Source organism: Micromonospora sp. NPDC051006 (assembly GCF_044456245.1).
Taxonomy (GTDB): domain Bacteria; phylum Actinomycetota; class Actinomycetes; order Mycobacteriales; family Micromonosporaceae; genus Micromonospora.
The window spans coordinates 228518-248449 of the sequence record NZ_JBITFP010000008.1; the positions used below are offsets into that span (position 1 = coordinate 228518).

Genomic DNA, 19932 nt, shown 5'->3' on the forward strand with positions numbered 1-19932 from the left:
CGACGGTGGCGCGCTGGAGTTCGGGCGACCCGACGGGATGGCCGCAAGGGGATCGGATCCCGCCCCCGTTGTACGCCTGCGCGCTGGATTCTATTCACCGAGGTGAGAGGTGGGGCCCATAGCGTCGCCTGCGCACACTTTCGTCTCCGGCCGAATGAGCAGGTGAGCATGTCCTCGACACCCGAGGTCAGCGTCGTCATCCCCACGTTCGCCCGTCCCGACCTGGTCACCCGAGCCGTCCGTAGCGCGCTCGCCCAGACCGTGACCGACATCGAGGTCATCGTCGTGGTCGACGGGCCCGACCCGGCGACCCGGGACGCGTTGGGCGAGATCGGCGATCCCCGCCTGCGGCTGGTGGAGCTGGCTCGCAAGGGCGGCGCGCCGAACGCGCGCAACATGGGCGTGCTGGCGGCCCTGGCGCCCTGGACAGCACTGCTGGACGACGACGACGAGTGGCTGCCGGAGAAGCTCGCCGTGCAGCTGGAGACCGCCCGGACGAGCCCGGTCCCGACGCCGATCATCGCCAGCCGCCTGATCAACAAGACGCCGCGGGCGGAGTTCGTCATGCCCCGCCGGCTTCCGATGGACGACGAACCGGTGTGCGAGTATCTCACCGTCCGACGGGGACTGTTCCACGGTGACGGGTTCATCCAGACCTCGACGATCATGGCCCCGACCTCCCTGCTGCGCCGCGTGCCGTTCACCGTCGGTCTGCGCCGCCAGCAGGAGCTGGACTGGACGCTACGGGCGCTGGACCACGACGACGTCGACCTCGTCATCGCCGCCGAACCGCTGGTGCTCTGGCACCAGGACGAGGACCGGCCCCGGATCAGCCTGAACTCGCCGTGGCAGGCGCAGCTGGAGTGGCTTCGCGGGATCCGTCCCCTGCTCACCCCCAAGGCGTACGCCGCGATCGTCATGAGCATCATCAGCTCGATGGCGGCGCCCACCCGCAGCTTCCGCGTCTTCCGGATGCTGCTCGGTGAGGCGCGCCGGCACGGGCGGCCGAGCGCCATCGACTACCTGACGTTCCTGCAGATCTGGCTGATCCCACCGCAGCTGCGGCACACCCTGCGCGACAGGATCCTGAGCCGCCGGCGGCCGGCCGGCCCGGCCGGCGACACCGAGCCGCACGCGACCGAGCAGACGTCCGGTGCCGCGCAGCCCGTCGTAGGTGGCGCAGACCAGCGCGCCGCCGGACCGGCCGCGCTGAGCAGCGTGGTCGCGTCCGAGGAGGCCGCGCTGCCCGCGTCGCCGGCCCCGAGCCACACCTCCCGGAACGATGTCCACGCCTAGGATCGCCGTGATCTGGCGCAGTTGCCTGCTGCCGGTCTCCGAAACGTTCATCCGCAACCAGGGCGACGCGCTGCCCTCGTGGCGGCCCGTCTACCTCGGTGCCACGAAGACCGCCTCACCCATCGCCTCGGACACCGACATCATCGTCTATCCCGACACACCGCGCGGCCGTCGCGGTTGGCGGTTGCTCCGGCTCACGGGCGGCTCACCCCGGCTGCGACGACTGCTGACCCGGGTGAAGCCGGCCGTGGTACACGCCCACTTCGGCGGCGACGGGTGGCTGATCAGCCGCACCGCGAAGCAGTTGGGCGTACCCCTGGTCATCACGCTGCACGGCCTGGACGTGACCCGGCAGCCCGCCGTGCCCGGCCCGCGTGGCGCCCGGCACCGCCGCAACCTGCGTGTCGCGTTCGCGCGAGCGGATCTGATCATCGCCGTCTCCGGGTTCATCCGGGACCGTGCGGTGGAGTTGGGCGCCGATCCGGCGAAGGTACGCGTGCACTACACCGGCGTGCCGATGCCGCCACAGCCCCCGGCGGTGCCGAAGACCTGGGACGTCATCTTCGTCGGCCGGTTCGTCGAGAAGAAGGGCGTCGACGACCTCGTCGAGGCGCTCGGCCTGATCCCGGAGCTGCGACCCCGGGTCGTCTTCGTCGGGACGGGACCGCTGGCGGAGTCGACCCGGGAGCGGGCGGCGCAGCTGGGCGTGGACGCCACGTTCCTGGGAGCACAGCCACCGGAGGTGGTGCTGCGTCACATGGCGCAGGCCAGGATCCTCGCGGCGCCGTCGAAGACCGCGACGGACGGCGACTCCGAAGGGCTGCCCACGACCATCCTGGAGGCCGCGAGTCTCGGCCTACCGGTCGTCGCCACCTGTCACAGCGGCATTCCCGAGGCGGTCCGGCACGGAAAGACCGGCCTGCTCAGCGCCGAACGGGACCGGGTCGCGCTGGCGGCGAACCTCCGGCAGCTGCTCACCGACGAGCCGCTTCGTGAGCGCCTCGGCCGGGCGGCCCGGCAGCACGCCGAGACCACCTTCGACCTCCGGCGGCAGACCCGGGTGCTGGAGGAGCTGTACGCGAGCCTCATCGCACCCGGCGCCGCTCGCCCGGACACCGACCCCGCGGTCCCGGCCCCGTCCTGAGCCCGCCGGGGTTTCAACGAGCCACCGGGCAGCCGTGGGCGTCGCTGCCGGGCAGCCGTGGGCGTCGGTGCCGTGCAGCCGCGGCAGGCCCGGCCGGGCCGGCCGTCACTCGCGCGGCAGCACCCGCCGCACGGCCGCGCCGGCGGTCCGGCGGGCCCGGCGCGCCCCGGCCAGGAAGAGCTTCCCGGCCCGCGCCGTCGGCGTGCCGCTGAGCAACGCCAGCATGCCTCTGGCCCGGCGCAGCTCGCCCTCGCACGCGGCGAGCGTCCGCTCGTACCACGCCTCCCGTTCGCGGGCCTCGGCCAGCTCGCGGGCCAGCCGGTCCCGGCTCATCAACAGCTCCCGGTAGGCCGGGGCGTCCGGTCGGGCCGGCTCGTCGCCGGCGGGCGCGACCGGTTCGGCCCGACCGGCGAGGGCGGCCAGGGTCAGCGCCAGCTCGGCCGGGTCCGCGGGTGACGGCCAGAGGTGGCCGAGACCCGCGTCGAGCAGCCGGGCCGCGAGGCGCCGCAGCGCGGCCGGGGGCGGGCCCGCGGGTGCCAGCGGCGCGAGCTCACGGCCGCGCGTGGCCACGATCCGGTCCGCCGGAACGCCCGCGTGCCCGCCGGCCTGCCAGCGGTGCAGCAGCTCCCGCACGGTCGGCAGCTCCCGCCGCAGGGCCGCGACGATGAGCAGATCCTCGAGGGTACGGCCGGTCGGCACCGCCTGGGTGCCACCGTCCGGGCGGCACAGGACCAGCGCGCCGCCGGGGCCGTTGACCACGTCGTGGCGGCCGTCGTCGACCGAGATCAGCGCCTCGGGCAGGGCCGTGCGGCCGGCGGCCGGGGCCTGCGTAACGGACGGGCCCGGCGCCGGTGCGGTCCGCTCGACCTGCAGGATCCAGGCCGGCGCGAGCTCGGTGGCCGCGCCGTGCCGCAGCGCCCTGGCCACCAACCGGCCCGGGTCGGTCAGCACCTCCCCCAGCGGCTCACAGGCCCGGCCGAGCGTCACCTGGAGGAAACCGATCACCTCCGGGTTCGCCAGCAGCCGCGGGCGCAGCAGCGCGGTCGGCGCGATCGCCGTCGGCCAGGCGGCGTGGGTGTCGGTGACGACCAGTCCGGTGCCGGCCAGCCGGGCCCGGAGACGATCCAGGCCGGCGGGTCGGTCGGGGTCGTACTCGCCCGCGCCCGCCCAGTCCGTGTCGGTGACCTCGGCCGGCAGCGCCACCAGCCGGTGCAGGCCGAGGTGGTTCTCGGCGGCGAGGAGCAGCCGGCCGCCGGGTCGCAGAGTGGCCACCAGGAGCCCGAGGGCGTCCGTCCAGCTCAGTTCGGCGCCCTCGGTCGAGCCGAGCCGCTCCAACCCGTCGAGGGCGATGACCGTGTCGTACGCGGGCTCGGTGGCGAGCTTCTCCGGGCTGCCGCAGAGCACGGTGACGCCGGGCCGGTCGGCCAGGCGCGCGGCGAGCGCCTCGGCGTCCGGAATACCCCGCACCAGCACCGTCACCTCGTCCGCCGGCATCGCGTCGAGCAGCGTCGGGTCGAGCGGGCCGACGACGAGGGTGCGCCCGGACGCGGTGTTCAACAGCGGGGCCAGCACCGGCCCGCGGACCGGGCCGGGCCCGTGCCGGCCGTCCAGGTCCGACCAGACCTGCATCTCCCCGCCGATCAGTCGCAGGTTCACCGGGTCTCCTCGATCAGGTCGGCGTCGGTGTTGGTGTCGGTATCGGCGTCGGCCGGGCCGGACGAGGGCTGCGGGTCGGGCCAGCCGAACAGCCGGCGCAGCACGGCGGGCGGGAGCAGCCGGTCGGCGCCCAGCTCGGCGACCGCGACCTCCCGCGCCGCGACCGGGTCGACCTCGGCGCCGTGCAGCTCCGCCCACTGCCGTCGGATCCGCGGCTGCCCGCCCCAGATCGGCACCTCCCCGGCCAGCTGCATCGGGTCGCCGTACACCGCGGGTTCGCAGCCGGCGAGGGTGGCGTAGAGGACGGCGGTGCTGAGCCGGTTCGACGCGACCCGACGGTGCCGGCGCTGCTCGGCCAGTTGCCGGCGCAGGAAATCCGGGTCCAGGCTGTCCCACCGGCCGCCCCGGTAGCCGTGGCAGATGACCCGGAAGCCGGCCCGCTCGTACTTTTCGCGCACCCGGGCGGACCGGTACTCCTGCCAGTACAGGCAGACCGTGACCGGGCCGGGTTCGGTCGCCTTGATCTCCGCGATCAGCCGGTCGTGCTCCCCCACCACGTGCTGGCCCTCCCAGCCGTGGAACGGGTACCAGATGGTGCCGTCGCGGGGTTGCTCCGGCTCCGGCTCCATCGCCAGCAGGTACGCCCAGGGCGCGCCGACGGCGTACGTCTGGCGGCGGCCCAGCGACCAGGCCCGGCGGCGGGTCCGTTCCGACCACACGAACAGCGGCACACCGGGGAGGAACTCGTGGTCGGCGGCCATCCCGTCGCCGATGTTCCAGCCGTGCTGCAGGTAGCCGCGGATGCGCTGAGGTGTCCGGTCGTCCAGCCCGCAGTAGCGGGCCAGCACATGTGAGTGGCCGTAGTAGTGGTTGGCGTGATGCACGGTGGCGACGACCGTTCCCCCGGGAGTTGGCGCGAGCGGGAGCGTAGCCACCGGACGTGAATGCCGGGCCACGGGCACGTGGACACCCGGGGCGCGCGCCCGGCGGATCGGGCTGCAGGGTTTTCACCCCGGTTCGTCGGGAGTGACGTGACGGGTGATTTCCTCCCTCGCCAGTTCTGTCCGAACGGGGACGCGGACATTAGCGTGGGCGGTGGCAACTGACCACGTGCGCGGGATGGGAGATGCGTGGCGAATCCGCCGTTGACCGTACGGACGAGCGACGACGGCACGGTCGTGCTGCAGCCTCGCGGTGACGTCGGCGTCGACGCGGCGGTCGAGCTACGTCAGCTCCTCGTGCACCTGATCCGCCGGGTGCGCCCGTACCGGCTGGTGGTCGACCTCGCGGAGGTCAGCGGTCTGGACGACATCAACGTCGGGACGCTGGTGGCGATCGTCCCGGTGGCCGACGAACTCGGTGTCGCCGTCTTCCTCGACAACCCGTCGGCCGGAGTCGCGGATCTGCTGTGCGCGTCCGGCGTCCCGCACCAACGGTTACGTCCGGTACGCGCCTGACCGCCCGCGGCGTGCGACGATGCTCGGATGCTGCCCGCAGCGCAGGACACCGGTCCGGTCGACGGCCGCGCCGAGCTGATCGAGGCGTTCCGCGGGGAATTGCACGCGCACTGCTACCGGATGCTGGGCTCGCCGCACGACGCCGACGACGCCGTCCAGGAGACCCTGGTACGGGCGTGGCGCGGGCTGGCGCGGTACGAGGATCGCGGCGGGATCCGGCCGTGGCTCTACAAGATCGCCACCAACCGCTGCCTCACCATGTTGGCGCGTCGCGGCCACCGGGAGGTGCCGGCCGACCTCTCGGTGGAGGCGACGCAGGTGCAGCCGTACCCGGACGGCCGGCTCGAGTGGGCGCGGGCGCTGACCCCGGAGGCCCGCGTGCTGGCCCGCGAAGGCGTCGAGCTGGCGTTCGTCGCCGCTCTGCGGCACCTCACCGCTGCGCAGCGGGCCGTGCTGCTGCTGCGCGAGGTCCTCGGGTTCAGCGCCCGCGAGGTGGCCGGCCTGCTGGACACCACGGTCCCCGCCGTGAACAGCGCCCTGCAACGGGCCCGCGCGAGACTCGACGGGCTGCGGCCCGAGGCCAGCCAGCAGCGGACGCTGCGCCTGCTCGGCGACCGGGCGGTCCGCGAATTGGCACAGCGGTACGCGACCGCGTGGGAGCAGGGGAACGTCGACGCGATCGTCGCCCTGCTCGCCGAGGACGCCCGCTACTCGATGCCACCGCTTCCCGTCGTGTACCAGGGCCGGCTGAGCATCCGCGCCTTCCTCGTCGAGGTGACCACCGCGCGACGTTGGCGTTTCCTACCCGCCTCGGCCAACGGGCAGCTGACCTTCGGCACCTACCGGTGGGACGACGACCGGGGCAGCTGGCTGGCCGCCGGGCTGGACCTGCTGGCCGTGCGCGGTTCGGCGGTCACCGAGGTCGTGTCGTTCCTGACCGCCGACTTCCCCTCGTTCGGCCTGCCGACGGAGATCGCCGGTCAGCCGGCGCGATGAGTTCGGGCCGCCGCGCGGGTTGTACCGGTGACCACGACCCGCAGGAGGCAACAGCATGCAGACCGAAACGCACGGCGGCGCCAGCGGCGCGGACGACCGGCGGCTCGTCACCGAGCTGATCGAGCGCTGGGCGGCGGCGGTGCACACCGGCGACCTGGACACCGTGCTCGCCGACCACGCCGACGACATCGTGATGTTCGACGTACCGCCACCGCACGACGGGGTCCGCGGCCTCGCCGCCTACCGCGACACCTGGCCCCCGTTCTTTCGGTGGCAGGCACAGGGCGCCGCCTTCGAGATCATCTCGCTGGAGGTGACCGCCGGCGACGACGTCGCGTTCGCGCACGCCCTGCTGCGCTGCGGAACCCCGCAGGACCTGGCCCGCGACCCGGGCCATCACCTGCGCCTCACCATCGGGCTGCGCAAGACGCACGGACGGTGGGTGGTCACGCACGAGCACCACTCCTTCGCCGACACGTCGGGCGAGCAGGACACGGCCGGGGAGCAGGACACGGCCGGCGCGGAGGAGCAGGTCCGGGCGATCCACCGGCACTGGTTCGACCGCACCGCCGCCGGTGACCTCGACGGCCTGATGGCGCACATCGACGACGACGTCGTCTCCTACGAGCACGACGGGCCGCTGCGGCACCTCGGTATCGACGTCGTACGCGAGGTCTGCCGGCGCGGCCTCGACGCGAGCAGCGGGCCGGTCAGCTGGGAGGTGCCCGACCTGACCGTCATCGCCCGCGACGACCTCGCCGTCGCCTGGGGGTTGAACCGCATCCGGGCCGAGCAGTCCCCCGGCCGGACCGAGGAGAGCTGGTCACGGGGCACCCGGGTGTTCCGCAGGACCGGCGGGTCGTGGCAGATGATCCACCAGCATCTCTCCATCCCGTACGACCCGGGCACCGGCGAGGCGCGCGCCGACCTGCGGCCGTGACCGGTCCGCCCGCGCCGGCGCCGACGGGTCAGCCGGAGCGGCCCCGCTCCCGGGGCGGAATGGGGTCGTCGTACGCGCCGGAGACGCCGTGGTAACGCTCGCCGTCGAGGAACGGGTCGGCGTTGGCGGTGCAGCCGTGCAGCCCCAGGGTCTGCTGCTGCATCACCGGCGCCGGCCGGCCCCGGCCCGGGCACCGCTCGTGCCCGAAGCCGAGCCGGTGCCCGACCTCGTGGTTGACCATGTAGCGGCGGTAGGTGGCGAGGCTGGCGCCGTAACCCGGCGCGCCCTTCACCCAGCGAGCGACGTTGAGGACCACCCGGTCGCCGTTGCGGCAGGAGGTGTAGCCGTCCGGCCGGTCCTGGCACAGCTCGTCGCGGGTGCCGGGGGTGGCCAGGTAGATGGTGAAGTCGGCGCGCTGGCCGGGGCCGACCCGCCGCAGGGTCCGCTCCCCGTCGGCGGTCCAGCCGCGCGGGCCGGACAACGTCCGGGTGACCTCCGCCGCGACGTCCGCCACCGGCAGGCCCCGGATGTCACGCTCCACCGCCACCCGGTAGCGCAGCAGCCGGCCGTCGCCACGCCGGGCCGACGGCTCGGCGGCGGCCACCTGCCACTGGCCGCCGCCGTCCGCCGGATAGCTGACCGCGGCGGGTCGGGGCGGTGGTGACGCCACGGGCGCGGCGGTGCTGGCGATCCCGCCGGCGGGCCGACCGGCGGGCGGCCGGACCGGCTCGGCAGCGGCGGGCCGACCGCTGGCCGGCAGCCCGCAGCCGGCGAGCAGCGCGGCGCAGAGCAGGGCGGTCAGCGCCGACGCCGCTGATCCGCCCGGTGCCCGGCCCGTAGTCTTGCTGGTCATGTGCCTCCCCTCGCCTCCCACCGGGGGTCGGTGGTGCGCAGGGAAGAGGACGAGCGGACCGGTCAAAAAGTTGATCTCTTACGGACTCAACCTTTCGCCCGTCCCACTCGTCCTCTCCCCCGTGGGGTACGCGAAGGCCGGCCATGGCCCGGGGTGACGCCGAGTTCGTCGAGTTCGCCCGGGCGGCGTCGGGGCGGCTGGTGCACGCGGCCTTCCTGATGACCGGCGACCACCACCAGGCCGAGGACGTCGCGCAGACCGCCCTGGTCCGCACCTACGCGTCGTGGGCCCGGGTCCGCGACAACGACGCCTACGGCTACGCCCGCCGGATCCTGGTCAACCATCTCGTCGACGGCTGGCGCCGGCCGATCCGCGAGTACCCCCGCGACGACGTCCCGGAGCAACGCCGCGGCGACGTCGCCGACGAGGTGGTCACCCGGCGCTGGTTGCTCGCCATCCTCGGCACGCTCAGCCCTCGGGAGCGCGCCATCGTCGTACTGCGCTACTACTTCGACCTTCCGGAGTCCCAGGTGGCCCGCGAACTCGACGTCTCGGTCGGGACGGTGAAGAGCACCAGCTCCCGCGCCCTGGAGAAGCTGCGCATCGCCGGCGCCGGCGCGCCGCAGCCCGAGGGGACCCGGCGATGAACGAGGCGGAGCGGCTCCGGCAGGCGATGCGGACGACCGAACGCGGCGATCGGGACAGCCTCGACCTGGCCGGGATCATGCGGGCGGGGCGTCGACTGCGCCTGCGTCGCCAACTTGCCGGCACCGGCGCGGCGGCGCTCTCGGTGGCGGTGCTCGTCTTCGGTGTCGCAGTCGTCGGGCAACTGGCCGGCCCACCGCAGCCCTCGCCACAGCCCGGTCCGGTCGGCACCGCGCCGGCCGCCCGCGAGGCGCTGCCGTCGCCCTCCACCACCGCGAGCCCGTGGGAGCCGCGCCCGAAACCGCTCGGCGCGGTGGTGCGGACCGACCTGCGGTACGGCGACGAGGAGCGGGTCTTCTACTTCGTTCCGGTCGACGTGCCCGCGGCGCCCCGGGTGACGATGGGGTTGGTCGCCGGCCGGCGCTCCGCCGGTGGGGAGCTGACCTCGGACTATCTGGTCAACGACGTCGAGGGCTTCGACCGCCGGCCCGGTTTCCACCAGATCGGTAACGACCAGCAGGGCTTCCCGCCGCACCGCAGCCCGGTGCCGACCTTCGGTTACTTCGTCGGGCCCGCCAAGCGGATCGTCGGCACCGCCGACGGCCGTCAGATCACCGCCCGGCTGGCGAGGTGGAGCGAGGATCCGCAGGTGGTGATCTTCTGGTTCCATCCGGAGTCGCTGGCGCCGGGGGTCGAGTTGGACGGCATCGTCGCCCGGGACGCGGCCGACCGGCGGCTCTGACATCCGGGCCCGCAGCCATGGATCGCCGGACCCTGGATAAACCGCACCTGGATGGGGTTCCGGGCGGGTGCCACGGTCGGTCCATGACCACTTCGACCTACCCCGTCACCGGCCACTGGATCGGTGGCGAGACCGTCGCCGGCTCGGCCGGCACCCTTCCCGTCGTCAACCCGGCGACCGGCGACCTCGTCGCGGAGACACCGGCCGGCACCGCCGCCGACGTCGACCGGGCCGTCGCCGCCGCCCGGGCCGCCTTCCCCGGCTGGGCCGCGTTCACCCCGGCGGAGCGGGCCGACCTGCTACGCCGGGTCGGCGCGGGTCTCGCCGCCCGCCAGGAGGAGATCGCCACCGCGATCACCGCCGAGATGGGCTCCCCGATCAGCCTGTCCCGGACCGCCCAGGTCGGCTTCCCCGCCGCCGTGATCGAGTCCATCGCCGGCCTCGCCGGGGAGTTCCCGTGGACCGAGGAAATCGGCAACTCGCTGATCGTCCGCGAGCCGATCGGCGTGGTCGGTGCGATCACGCCGTGGAACTTCCCGCTGCAACAGGTCGTCTCCAAGCTGGCGCCGGCGCTGCTCGCGGGGAACACCATGGTCTTCAAGCCGTCCGAGAACGCGCCGCTGACCGCGGGGATCCTCGCCGAGGTCGTCGCCGCGGCGGGCGTGCCGGCCGGCGTGTTCAACGTCGTGTACGGCACCGGCCCGGTCGTCGGGGAGGCCATCTCCGCCCACCCGGACGTCGACATGATCTCCTTCACCGGCTCCACCCGCGCCGGGCGGCGCATCTCCGCCGTGGCCGGGGAGACCGTCAAGCGGGTCGCGCTGGAGCTGGGCGGCAAGGGCGCGACCGTCATCCTCGACGACGCCGACCTGCCGCAGGCGGTCACCGCCGGCGTGATGATGGCGTTCGCCAACGGCGGCCAGGTCTGCGGCGCGTGGCCGCGGATGCTGGTCCCGGCGGCCCGTCAGGAGGAGGTCGTCGCGCTGGCCGTCGAGGCGGCGAAGCAGCACACGGTGGGCGACCCGACCAATGAGGCGACCCGGATCGGCCCGATGGCCTCCGAGGCGCACCGGGAGAAGGTCCACGGGTACATCGAGCGGGGCATCGCCGACGGCGCGCGACTGGTTTTCGGCGGCCCGGGCCGGCCGGAGGGCCTGGCGAAGGGCGCCTACGTCCGGCCGACGATCTTCGCCGACGTCGACCCGCGGTCCGCGATCGCCCAGGAGGAGATCTTCGGTCCGGTGCTGACGATCATCCCGTACGCCGACGAGGAGGAGGCCGTCGCGATCGCCAACGGCACGGTGTACGGCCTGACCAGCGGGGTCTTCGGCGCACCGGAGCACGCGCTGGCGGTCGCCCGGCGGCTGCGGGCGGGTCAGGTCGACGTGAACGGTGGTCACTGGAACCCGCTCGCCCCGTTCGGCGGCTACCGGCAGTCCGGCAACGGCCGTGAGTTCGGCCGCTTCGGGCTGGAGGAGTTCCTGGAGACCAAGTCCATCCAGCGCTGATTCCGACGGACGGCCCCGGCCGGACCATCGGGCCGGGGCCGTCCGCAAGCGCGTGGACCACGGGGCTGATGGTGCCGCTGTGGTCTACGCGGCTCCTGAAGCCAGGGACTGATCCGCCCTGGATAACGGCCGTCGGCGGAGCGAGGGTGGAGCGAGGAACAGGGCCGCCGGGCAACCCGTTGTACCGGACGGTGTGCCGCCCGAGCCGTGCGGGCCGGAAGGAGAGACCCACCGTGGACCGCGCACAACTCGCCAGCTTCCTGCGTACCCGCCGGGACGCGCTGCAGCCCGAGGACGTCGGGCTGCCCCGGGGCCGGCGTCGGCGCACCGGTGGGCTGCGGCGCGAGGAGGTCGCCGCGCTCAGCGGGATGTCGACCGACTACTACAGCCGGCTGGAGCAGCAGCGCGGAGCGCACCCCTCCGAGCAGATGCTCGCCGCGCTGGCCCGGGGCCTGCGGCTCTCGCTGGCCGAGCGGGACCACCTGTTCCAGCTCGCCGGGCACGCCGTCCCGCGCCGGGCCGTGCGGGCCGACCACGTCAACCCGGGGATGATGCGGATCCTCGACCGGCTGCACGACACCCCCGCCCAGGTGGTGAACCACCTCGGCGAGACCCTGGCGCAGACCGCGCCGGCGGTCGCGCTGCTCGGCGACGAGACCCGGCACACCGGGCTGGCCAGCAGCGTGCACTACCGCTGGTTCACCGACCCGGCGGCGCGGCTGCGGCACCCGGCCGCGGACCACGCCACGCAGAGCCGGCTCATCGCCGCGCACCTGCACGCCGCGTACACCCGGGACGGCCGGGCGTCGCGGGCCGCGGCAATCGTCGACGCGCTGCTCGCGGCCAGCACGGAGTTCGCCGAGCTGTGGCGGGAGCACCCGGTGCCGGGCTCGTACTGCCCGCCGAAGCGGTTCCAGCACCCCGAGGTCGGCTCGTTGGAGCTGCACTGCCAGGTCCTGGTGGATCCGGATGAGTCCCAGACGCTGCTGGTCTACACCGCCGTGCCCGGCTCGGAGAGCGACGACAAGCTCCGCCTGCTCTCCGTCATCGGCGCCCAGCGGGTCTGACCGCTCGCCCGGCGGCTCGGCCGGGCCGGCGAGGGATCCGCAGCGGTCAGCTCCGCAGGAAGGCGAGCAGGTCCTTGTTCACCTGGTCCTGCATCGTCGCCGTGACGCCGTGCGGCGCGCCCGGGTAGTAGATCTCCTGCGCGTTCGCCACGAGCTGGGCGGTCTTGTGCGCCGAGTCCTTGACCGGGACGATCTGGTCGTCCTCGCCGTGCATGACCAGCGTGGGGACGTCGAACTTCGCAAGGTCTGCCCGGAAGTCCGTCTCCGAGAAGGCCTTGATGCTCTGGTACGCGTTCCACAGCCCGGACTGCATGCTCCACAGCCAGAACTGGTCGAGGATCCCCTTGGAGACCTTCGCGCCCTTGCGGTTCGCGCCGTAGAACATCTGCGCCAGGTCCTGGTAGAACTGCGACCGGTCGGCGAAGAGCTGGGCCCGCAGGTCGTCGAAGACGTTGATCGGCAGCCCCTCCGGGTTGTCCGGGGACTGCACCATGATCGGCGGCACGGCCGAGATGAGCACGGCCTTGGCGACCCGGCTCGTACCGTGCCGGCCGATGTAGCGCGCCACCTCGCCGCCACCGGTCGAGTGCCCGACCAGGGTGGCGTCGCGCAGGTCGAGCGCCTCGATGACCGCGGCCAGGTCGTCGGCGTACCCGTCCATGTCGTTGCCGGCGCTGGCCTGACCCGACCGGCCGTGCCCACGACGGTCGTGGGCGACCACCCGGAAGCCGTTCTGGACGAGGAAGAGCATCTGCCCGTCCCAGGCGTCGGCGCTCAGTGGCCAGCCGTGGGAGAAGGTGACGACCGGACCCGAGCCCCAGTCCTTGTAGTAGATCTTGGTGTCGTCCTTGGCCTTGATGTAGCTCATGCGGTGCTCCCCCGTCGTTCTGACAGTCGCGAGTGGCGGCGGCAGGCGCAGGGTTGCCGGCGCCGGGCGTGCGGACGGCGACCGCCGCAGCGAAGACCCCGCCGACGGTGGGCCCGGGCCGCTCTTCCCGATGCTAGGTGCGGCAACCGGCCGGCACGGCCGCTTCGGCCGAACGGCGCACAGATCACCGGGCCGGGTCGGGCCGCGCGTAGCGGGCCGGGCCGACCCCGAGATGGCGGGTGAAGTGCCGGGTCAGATGGGCCTGGTCGAAGAAACCGGCGGCGGCCGCGACGTCGGCGGGGCGCTGGCCGGCGAGGAGCAGGCGGCGGGCGAGGTCGATCCGCCGGCTGGTCAGGTACGCGTGCGGCGGCAGCCCGTGCACGCGGGTGAACGTCCGGACCAGATGGGTCGGGTGCGCATGGAGCAACTCCCCCGCCTCACGCAGGGTGAGGCCCTCGGCGGTCCGCGCGTCCAGCAGCTCGCGCATCCGCACGGCGAGACCACGGTCGGACTGCCGGACGGTGGCCGGGGTCTGCCGGCGTAGGTGCCGGCCGAGCCGTTCCAGGACGAACGCGAGCCGACTGTCGGCCTCCAGCTCGTCCCCGGGCCGGGCGAGCACCTGGTGGAGCTGGTGGATCCGGTACCGCAGCCTCGGGTCGGCCAGGCTCGGCCGGCCGACGGCCCGGCCGGCGAGGTCCGCGCCGAGCACCGACGTGTCGAGGTACAGCACCCGCTTGCGGAAGCCGTGTCGGGTGGCGGAGCGGCCGTCGTGCGGCACGTACGGAGGCAGCAACGTGACCGACGTCGGCAACGCGCCGTGCCGGTGCCGGTCCAGGTCGTAGCGGACCGCCCCGTCGTCGACGATCAGCAGCGTCCAGGCGTCGTGGGTGTGCGACGGGTACGCGTGGTCGACGAAATGGGCGTGGAAGACCTCGGCGACCCCGGCCACGGCGGGTCGCCAGGCGCTGACGTGCGCACCGGCCGCCGGGCTGGCCACGCTAAGAACGTACAAGACCGGCGGGTCCACGGGCGGACAGGCTCGACGCCATGACCGAACCGATCCGCTTTCCCACCAAGATTGCCGTCCTGCTCAGCGACGACCTGGCGACCTGGCAGCGGCTGAACGTCACCGCCTTTCTAATCAGCGGCATCGCGCACACCGAGGCGGACCTGCTCGGCGAGGAGTACCGGGACGCGGACGACACCCGCTACCTGCCGATGTTCCGCCAACCGGTGCTGGTCCTCGTCGGCGACCGGTCCACGTTGACCGGTGCGCACTCCCGCGCGCTCGGCCGCGGGCTGCGCATCTCGGTCTTCACGCGGGAGCTCTTCGCCACCGGCAACGACCGGGACAACCGCGCGGCCGTCCGGGCGGTCGGCCGCGACAAGCTCGACCTGGTCGGGTTGGCGCTGCACGCCCCGCGCAACGTGGTGGACAAGGTCCTCAAGGGTGCCCGGATGCATCCCTGACCCCGGCGGCGGGGCGCCGGGCGCGCCGGCACGGGCATCGTGCACCGGGTGTTCATGCCATGTTCCGGCGGGGGTTCCAGGGTGGCGGGCCGCGGCCGTTTGCATCAGGCCCGGCGGTAACGACCGTCCACAGCATGCTGGAGGCAATGTGGGTACCTCTTCGATACGGGCGCGCGTCGTCTCGATCGGCGCGGCCGCGATCTCGCTGTTCGCGGCCGCGCCGGCGCTCGGCGCCCCGACGCACCCGGACCCCGGGCACCCCGCCGCGGGGGCGAGCTGCGCGCCGGACGCGTCGCTGCTCGGCTTCTCCGACGCCCTCGACAAGACCACCTTCCGGGGCACCCCGGTCGCCGGTCTCTCCGCGCTGGCGTTCGCCCGACCGTCGCGGGCCCTGGCGCTGGTGGACAACATCGGCACCACCCCGGCGCGCGTGTACGAGCTGGGGCTGGAGACCGACCGGCGCGGGGTCGACGTGGCCGTCCGCGACGTCACCGTGCTCACCCGTCCGGACGGCACGCCGTACACCGGCGCGGACTTCGACGGCGAGGGGCTCGTCGCCGAGCGCGGCGGGGCCACCGTGCTGGCCAGTTCGGAGCGGGAGCCGTCCATCCGGCGGTTCCGGCTCTCCGACGGCCGGGAGATCGCGTCGTTGCCGGTGCCGGCCCGGTTCCAGGTCACCCCGGCCGGGGAGGCCACGGTCAACCAGACCTTCGAGGCGCTCGCCACCACCCCGGACCATCGGACGCTCTACGCCGGGATGGAGGGGCCACTGGCCGCGGACGGCCGCGACGCCGAGGGCCGGGGCCTGCAGCGGATCATCCGGTACGCCGGCCGCGAGGGCGCCGCCTACACCCCGAGCGCCCAGTACGCGTACCGCACCGACGCCAACCTCGGCCTGGTGGAGCTGTTGGCGCTCGGCGACGACCAGCTGCTCGCCGTGGAGCGGGGTTTCACCACCGGCGTGGGCAACACCGTCCGGGTGTACCGCGTTTCCGCGACCGGCGCGCCGGATGTCTCCGCCGTGCCGTCCCTGTCGACGGTGACTGACCAGCGTTCGTGGCTGGGCAAGGAGTTGCTGGTCGACATCGCCGACTGCCCGCCGTCCGGCGCGACCACCAAGCAGCCGCAGCCCAACCCGCTGCTGGACAACATCGAGGGTGCCGCGCTCGGCGGTCCGCTGCCCGGCGGCCGCCGCGCCCTCTACCTCGTCTCGGACGACAACGGCAGCGCCACCCAGACCACCCGGGTGTACGCGCTGTCGGTGACGCTGCGCCCCGAGGTGAGCCTGCGGAGTCGGGCGCTGGTCTCGGCGACCGCCTACCAGCCCGGCCCGGTCTCCGGCACCCAGCTCGCGCCGACCCCGGTCAACGGGATCGCGCCGCCCTTCCCCGGCCAGCCCATCCCCGGCTTCTCCGCGGTGATTCCGGCGCGCGCCGGCGACCGCTCCGGCGAGCGGCTGCTCGCCATGCCCGACAACGGCTTCGGTGCGAAGACCAACTCGGCCGACTTCATGTTGCGGGCCTACGAGATCGAGCCGAAGTACGGCACCCACCGCGTGAAGATCGATGGACACATCAGCTTCCGCGACCCGGACCGCAAGGTGCCGTTCCCGATCGTCAACGGTGGCACCCGCGACCGGTTGCTGACCGGCGCGGACTTCGACATCGAGTCGCTGGCCCGGGACGCGCGGGGTGACCTGTGGATCGGTGACGAGTTCGGCCCGTACCTGATCCGTACCGATCGGACCGGCAAGGTGCTCCAGGCGCCGATCCCGCTGCCGGACGGCACCAAGTCGCCCCAGTCGCCGGATCTCGCGCCGGGCGAGACCCCGACCCTGCGCGCCAGCAACGGCTTCGAGGCGATGGCGGTCAGCCAGGACGGGTGGACCCTCTACCCGATTCTGGAGGGCGCGAAGACGGCCGACCCCGACCAGCGGCGTCGGGTCGTCTACGAGTTCGACGTGCGGGCCAACCGCTACAGCGGCCGTACCTGGTCGTTCCGGGTTGACGACCCGTCCCTGCTGGTCGGCGACGCGGCGGTGCTCGACGGGCGGCGGCTGCTGCTGATCGAGCGGGACAACGCCATGGGGCCGCAGACGCTGGTCAAGCGTCTGGTCGTCACCGACCTCGACCAGGTCGGTAGCGACGGCTACCTGACCCGCCGCACCGCGGTCGACCTGATGCGAGTCGCCGACCCGGACGGCGTCTCCACCCCGGCCCGCCCGGGCGAGTACGGCGTCGGCCCGCTCTTCTCCTTCCCGTTGCAGTCGGTCGAGTCGGTCCTGCCGCTCGGCGGTGACCGGGTGCTCGTCGCCAACGACAACAACTTCCCCGGCAACGACGGGCGCATCGCGGGGCGCGCGGACGACACCGAGCTCATCGTTCTCGACGTACCCGGCCTGCGGTAGGCGGCGGACGGACGGCCCCCGGCGCAGTGCGCCGGGGGCCTCCTTCCATCCATGGTCCGCGTTGCTCGGCGACGACGATGGTGGGGTCCGCCGGCCGTCACGGGATTCGCCCCACCCGCAAGACATTGATATCAATGCCCATGCCTGTAATACTTAACACACTTTACAGTTGGATTCGCCGTCCCGGACGAGCGCCCGCCACCGAACTCCCGGCACCCCTGCCAGAGCCCCACCGGTGACCGGCGTGCCCGCGCGTCGGCGGAGTCCCGATCTACCGCTCTGCGCGGTGGAAAGGACCAGGACATGGCGCGACGATTGGCCGGGGTCGCTCCCCGCCGGCTCCGCACCCGACTGGCCGCCGCGCTCGCCGCGGCGGTCCTCATCGTGCCGGTGAGCCTGCTGCTCGGCACCCCACCCGCCGCCGCGGCCACCGTGGGCGCCATCACCGGCTACGGCGGCAAGTGCGTCGACGTGGCCGCCGCGAACCCCGCCAACGGCACCCAGGTGCAGCTCTACACCTGCAACGGCTCCACGGCTCAGCAGTGGACCGTGGCCGACGACGGCACGATCCGGGCGCTCGGCAAGTGCCTCGACATCGCCGCCGCCAGCACCGCCAACGGCGCGCGGGTGCAGATCTACGACTGCAACGGCACCGGGGCGCAGCGGTGGTCGTACAGCGCCGGGCAGGTGGTCAACCCGACCTCGGGCAAGTGCCTCGACGCGACCGGCCCGAGCTCGGCCGACGGCACCCCGTTGCAGATCTGGACCTGCACCGGCGCCGCCAACCAGACCTGGAGCCTGCCCACCGGCGGCACCCCGCCGACGCCGCCCACGGGCGGGTTCACCCACCCCGGAGTGCTGGTCAGCCGCGGCCAGCTCGACTTCGTGCGGGGACGGGTGCAGGCCGGCGCGCAGCCGTGGGCGGCGGCCTACAACCAGATGATGGGCAGCCGGTACGCCTCGCTGTCGCGGACCCCGGCGCCCCGCGCGGTCGTCGAGTGCGGCTCCTACTCCAACCCCAACTACGGCTGCACGGACGAGCGTGAGGACGCGATCGCCGCGTACACCGACGCGCTCGCCTGGTACGTGACCGGCGACGCCCGGTACGCCCAGAAGGCCATTCAGATCATGGACGCCTGGTCCGCGACGATCACCGCGCACACCGGCAGCAACGCGCCGCTGCAGACCGGCTGGGCGGGCTCGGTCTGGCCCCGGGCCGCCGAGATCATCAAGTACACCTACAGCAGCTGGCCCAACGCGAACCGGTTCGCCACCATGCTGCGCAACGTCTACCTGCCGATGGTCCGCAACGGCTCCAGCAGCAACGGCAACTGGGAGCTGAGCATGATGGAGGCCACGGTCGGCATCGCCGTCTTCCTCGACGACCGGGCCAGCTACGACGCGGCGGTCACCCGCTTCCTCAACCGGACGAGGGCCTTCATCTACCTGCCCAGCGACGGGGCGCTGCCGTACACGGTGCCCGGCAGCGGTCTGGACACCAGCAGCGAGATCATCAACTACTGGCACGGCCAGTCCACCTTCGTCGCCGGCCTGGCCCAGGAGACCTGCCGCGACTTCACCCACACCGGGTACGGGATCTCCGCCATCTCGCACGTCGCGGAGACCTCCCGGATCCAGGGTCGGGACCTCTACCCCCAGGTCGGCGAGCGACTGCGGCACGCCCTCGGTTTCCACTCGACCTACCAGCTCGGCACGGCGGCGCCCTCCTGGCTCTGCGGCGGCAGCCTCACCCGGGGCCTCGGCCCGATCACCGAGGTCGGCTTCAACGCGATGGGCAACCGCCTGGGCAACACGATGACCAACACCCAGACCCTCACGCTCCAACAGCGACCCGCCGGCAGCAACAACCTCTTCGTCGCGTGGGAGACGCTGACCCACGGCGACAACCCGAACTGACCGGGCCGGGGTCGGGCGCCGTCGGATCGGCGCCCGGCCCCGTGATCCGTGCGACTGCCCGCCCCGTCCGAGTTCGGCAGAATGGGCGGCATGCGCCTAGATCTCTCCGGTAGGACCGCCCTCGTCACCGGCTCGACCCAGGGCATCGGCCGCGCCATCGCCGCGGGACTGGCCGCGGCGGGGGCCCGGGTCGGGGTGAACGGACGCTCGACCGACTCCGTCGACCGCGCCCTGGCCGAGCTGGGCGAGGGCGACTTCGTGGCGGTACCCGCCGACGTCGCGACCGCCGACGGGGCGGCGGCGGCGCTCGACCTGCTCCCCCGGGTCGACATTCTGATCAACAACCTCGGCATCTTCGGCGCCCAACCCGCGCTGGAGATCACCGACGACGACTGGCGGCGCTACTTCGAGGTGAACGTCCTGGCTGCCGTGCGGCTGACCCGGGAGTACCTGCCGGGAATGCGCGAGCGCGGCTGGGGCCGGATCCAGTACATCGCGAGCGACTCCGCGGTGGTCACCCCGACCGAGATGATCCACTACGGCGTCTCCAAGACGGCGCTGCTGGCCGTCTCCCGCGGCTTCGCCAAGGAGGCGGCCGGTTCAGGCGTCACCGTGAACAGCGTGATCGCCGGACCGACCCACACCGGCGGGGTCGAGGACTTCGTGCGATCGCTGGTCGGCACCGACCTGCCCTGGGACGACGCGCAGCGCGAGTTCATGCTCCGGCACCGCCCGCAGTCGCTGCTGCAGCGGCTCATCGAGCCGGAGGAGATCGCGAACATGGTGGTCTACCTGTCGTCGCCGCTCGCGTCGGCGACCACCGGGGGCGCGGTGCGGGTCGACGGCGGTTACGTCGACGCCATCCTGCCCTGACGCCGCCGGTCGCGGGCCTCCCCGCCGCCCGATGACCCGACGCATTTCCCACGAATGGGAATGAGGTCGGGTCGGAAGAACGACTCCACCACC

The 19932-nt window shown here is 73.4% G+C and carries 18 protein-coding genes; 13 read left to right on the forward strand and 5 right to left on the reverse strand.

The genetic code is table 11. The annotated features are described in order from the left end of the window. Nucleotides 1–168 precede the first annotated feature (168 nt). Together ACIBBA_RS16160 and ACIBBA_RS16165 are read left to right on the forward strand one after the other, a co-directional pair. A complete protein-coding gene (locus ACIBBA_RS16160) occupies nucleotides 169–1296 on the forward strand; it encodes a glycosyltransferase (RefSeq protein WP_396697860.1) in 1128 nt (375 codons plus the stop codon). 7 nt (nucleotides 1297–1303) lie between these two features. Further along, nucleotides 1304–2440 (forward strand): glycosyltransferase, encoded by a 1137-nt coding sequence (locus ACIBBA_RS16165; protein ID WP_396697863.1) that lies wholly within the window; start codon nucleotides 1304–1306, stop codon nucleotides 2438–2440. A 105-nt stretch (nucleotides 2441–2545) separates the two neighbouring features. On the opposite strand, the gene ACIBBA_RS16170 is transcribed toward ACIBBA_RS16165, so the two are convergent. Both ACIBBA_RS16170 and ACIBBA_RS16175 read right to left on the reverse strand, forming a co-directional pair. Next, nucleotides 2546–4096 (reverse strand): hypothetical protein, encoded by a 1551-nt coding sequence (locus ACIBBA_RS16170; protein ID WP_396697866.1) that lies wholly within the window; start codon nucleotides 4094–4096, stop codon nucleotides 2546–2548. Further along, nucleotides 4093–4980, reverse strand: a complete 888-nt coding sequence (locus ACIBBA_RS16175; protein ID WP_396697927.1) for a hypothetical protein — start codon at nucleotides 4978–4980, stop codon at nucleotides 4093–4095. The genes ACIBBA_RS16170 and ACIBBA_RS16175 overlap by 4 nt, the downstream gene beginning before the upstream one ends. Nucleotides 4981–5241: 261 nt before the next feature. Here ACIBBA_RS16175 and ACIBBA_RS16180 point away from each other — a divergent pair, with 261 nt between their 5' ends. From ACIBBA_RS16180 to ACIBBA_RS16190, 3 genes are read left to right on the forward strand one after another with little or no spacing between them, the layout of a single operon-like run. Then, nucleotides 5242–5553 (forward strand): STAS domain-containing protein, encoded by a 312-nt coding sequence (locus tag ACIBBA_RS16180; protein WP_350870449.1) that lies wholly within the window; start codon nucleotides 5242–5244, stop codon nucleotides 5551–5553. 27 nt (nucleotides 5554–5580) lie between these two features. After that, the gene (locus ACIBBA_RS16185; protein ID WP_396697869.1) at nucleotides 5581–6549 is read left to right on the forward strand and encodes an RNA polymerase subunit sigma-70; all 969 of its coding nucleotides are present in this window, start codon (nucleotides 5581–5583) and stop codon (nucleotides 6547–6549) included. Nucleotides 6550–6604: 55 nt separating this feature from the next. Further along, entirely contained in the window at nucleotides 6605–7489 is an 885-nt protein-coding gene (locus ACIBBA_RS16190; protein WP_396697871.1) for an SgcJ/EcaC family oxidoreductase, read from the forward strand. A 28-nt stretch (nucleotides 7490–7517) separates the two neighbouring features. Here the strand turns inward: ACIBBA_RS16190 and ACIBBA_RS16195 are convergent, their stop codons facing one another. Next, on the reverse strand, nucleotides 7518–8342 hold the full coding sequence (locus ACIBBA_RS16195; RefSeq protein WP_396697874.1) for a DUF3152 domain-containing protein: 825 nt from the start codon (nucleotides 8340–8342) through the stop codon (nucleotides 7518–7520). A 143-nt stretch (nucleotides 8343–8485) separates the two neighbouring features. Here ACIBBA_RS16195 and ACIBBA_RS16200 point away from each other — a divergent pair, with 143 nt between their 5' ends. From ACIBBA_RS16200 to ACIBBA_RS16215, 4 genes are all read left to right on the forward strand, one after another. Next, nucleotides 8486–8989 carry a SigE family RNA polymerase sigma factor gene (locus tag ACIBBA_RS16200; RefSeq protein WP_396697876.1) on the forward strand — a complete coding sequence of 168 codons (504 nt, stop codon included), beginning with the start codon at nucleotides 8486–8488 and terminating at the stop codon, nucleotides 8987–8989. Beyond that, on the forward strand, nucleotides 8986–9729 hold the full coding sequence (locus ACIBBA_RS16205) for a hypothetical protein (protein WP_396697878.1): 744 nt from the start codon (nucleotides 8986–8988) through the stop codon (nucleotides 9727–9729). The genes ACIBBA_RS16200 and ACIBBA_RS16205 overlap by 4 nt, the downstream gene beginning before the upstream one ends. A gap of 83 nt (nucleotides 9730–9812) precedes the next feature. After that, the gene (locus ACIBBA_RS16210; RefSeq protein ID WP_396697880.1) at nucleotides 9813–11237 is read left to right on the forward strand and encodes an aldehyde dehydrogenase family protein; all 1425 of its coding nucleotides are present in this window, start codon (nucleotides 9813–9815) and stop codon (nucleotides 11235–11237) included. A gap of 233 nt (nucleotides 11238–11470) precedes the next feature. After that, nucleotides 11471–12304 carry a helix-turn-helix transcriptional regulator gene (locus ACIBBA_RS16215; protein WP_396697882.1) on the forward strand — a complete coding sequence of 278 codons (834 nt, stop codon included), beginning with the start codon at nucleotides 11471–11473 and terminating at the stop codon, nucleotides 12302–12304. Between the two features lie 46 nt (nucleotides 12305–12350). Here ACIBBA_RS16215 and ACIBBA_RS16220 read toward each other — a convergent pair whose 3' ends face one another. Then, complete coding sequence (locus ACIBBA_RS16220; protein ID WP_396697884.1) at nucleotides 12351–13172, reverse strand: alpha/beta fold hydrolase; 822 nt, start codon at nucleotides 13170–13172, stop codon at nucleotides 12351–12353. A gap of 184 nt (nucleotides 13173–13356) precedes the next feature. Next, entirely contained in the window at nucleotides 13357–14169 is an 813-nt protein-coding gene (locus tag ACIBBA_RS16225; protein ID WP_396697886.1) for an AraC family transcriptional regulator, read from the reverse strand. A gap of 50 nt (nucleotides 14170–14219) precedes the next feature. Here ACIBBA_RS16225 and ACIBBA_RS16230 point away from each other — a divergent pair, with 50 nt between their 5' ends. From ACIBBA_RS16230 to ACIBBA_RS16245, 4 genes are all read left to right on the forward strand, one after another. Continuing rightward, a complete protein-coding gene (locus ACIBBA_RS16230) occupies nucleotides 14220–14642 on the forward strand; it encodes a DUF2000 family protein (RefSeq protein ID WP_396697888.1) in 423 nt (140 codons plus the stop codon). Nucleotides 14643–14790: 148 nt separating this feature from the next. Further along, nucleotides 14791–17049 (forward strand): esterase-like activity of phytase family protein, encoded by a 2259-nt coding sequence (locus ACIBBA_RS16235; protein WP_396697890.1) that lies wholly within the window; start codon nucleotides 14791–14793, stop codon nucleotides 17047–17049. Between the two features lie 303 nt (nucleotides 17050–17352). After that, nucleotides 17353–18966, forward strand: a complete 1614-nt coding sequence (locus ACIBBA_RS16240; protein WP_396697892.1) for a ricin-type beta-trefoil lectin domain protein — start codon at nucleotides 17353–17355, stop codon at nucleotides 18964–18966. Between the two features lie 90 nt (nucleotides 18967–19056). Continuing rightward, complete coding sequence (locus ACIBBA_RS16245) at nucleotides 19057–19839, forward strand: SDR family NAD(P)-dependent oxidoreductase (RefSeq protein ID WP_396697894.1); 783 nt, start codon at nucleotides 19057–19059, stop codon at nucleotides 19837–19839. Nucleotides 19840–19932: the final 93 nt, after the last annotated feature.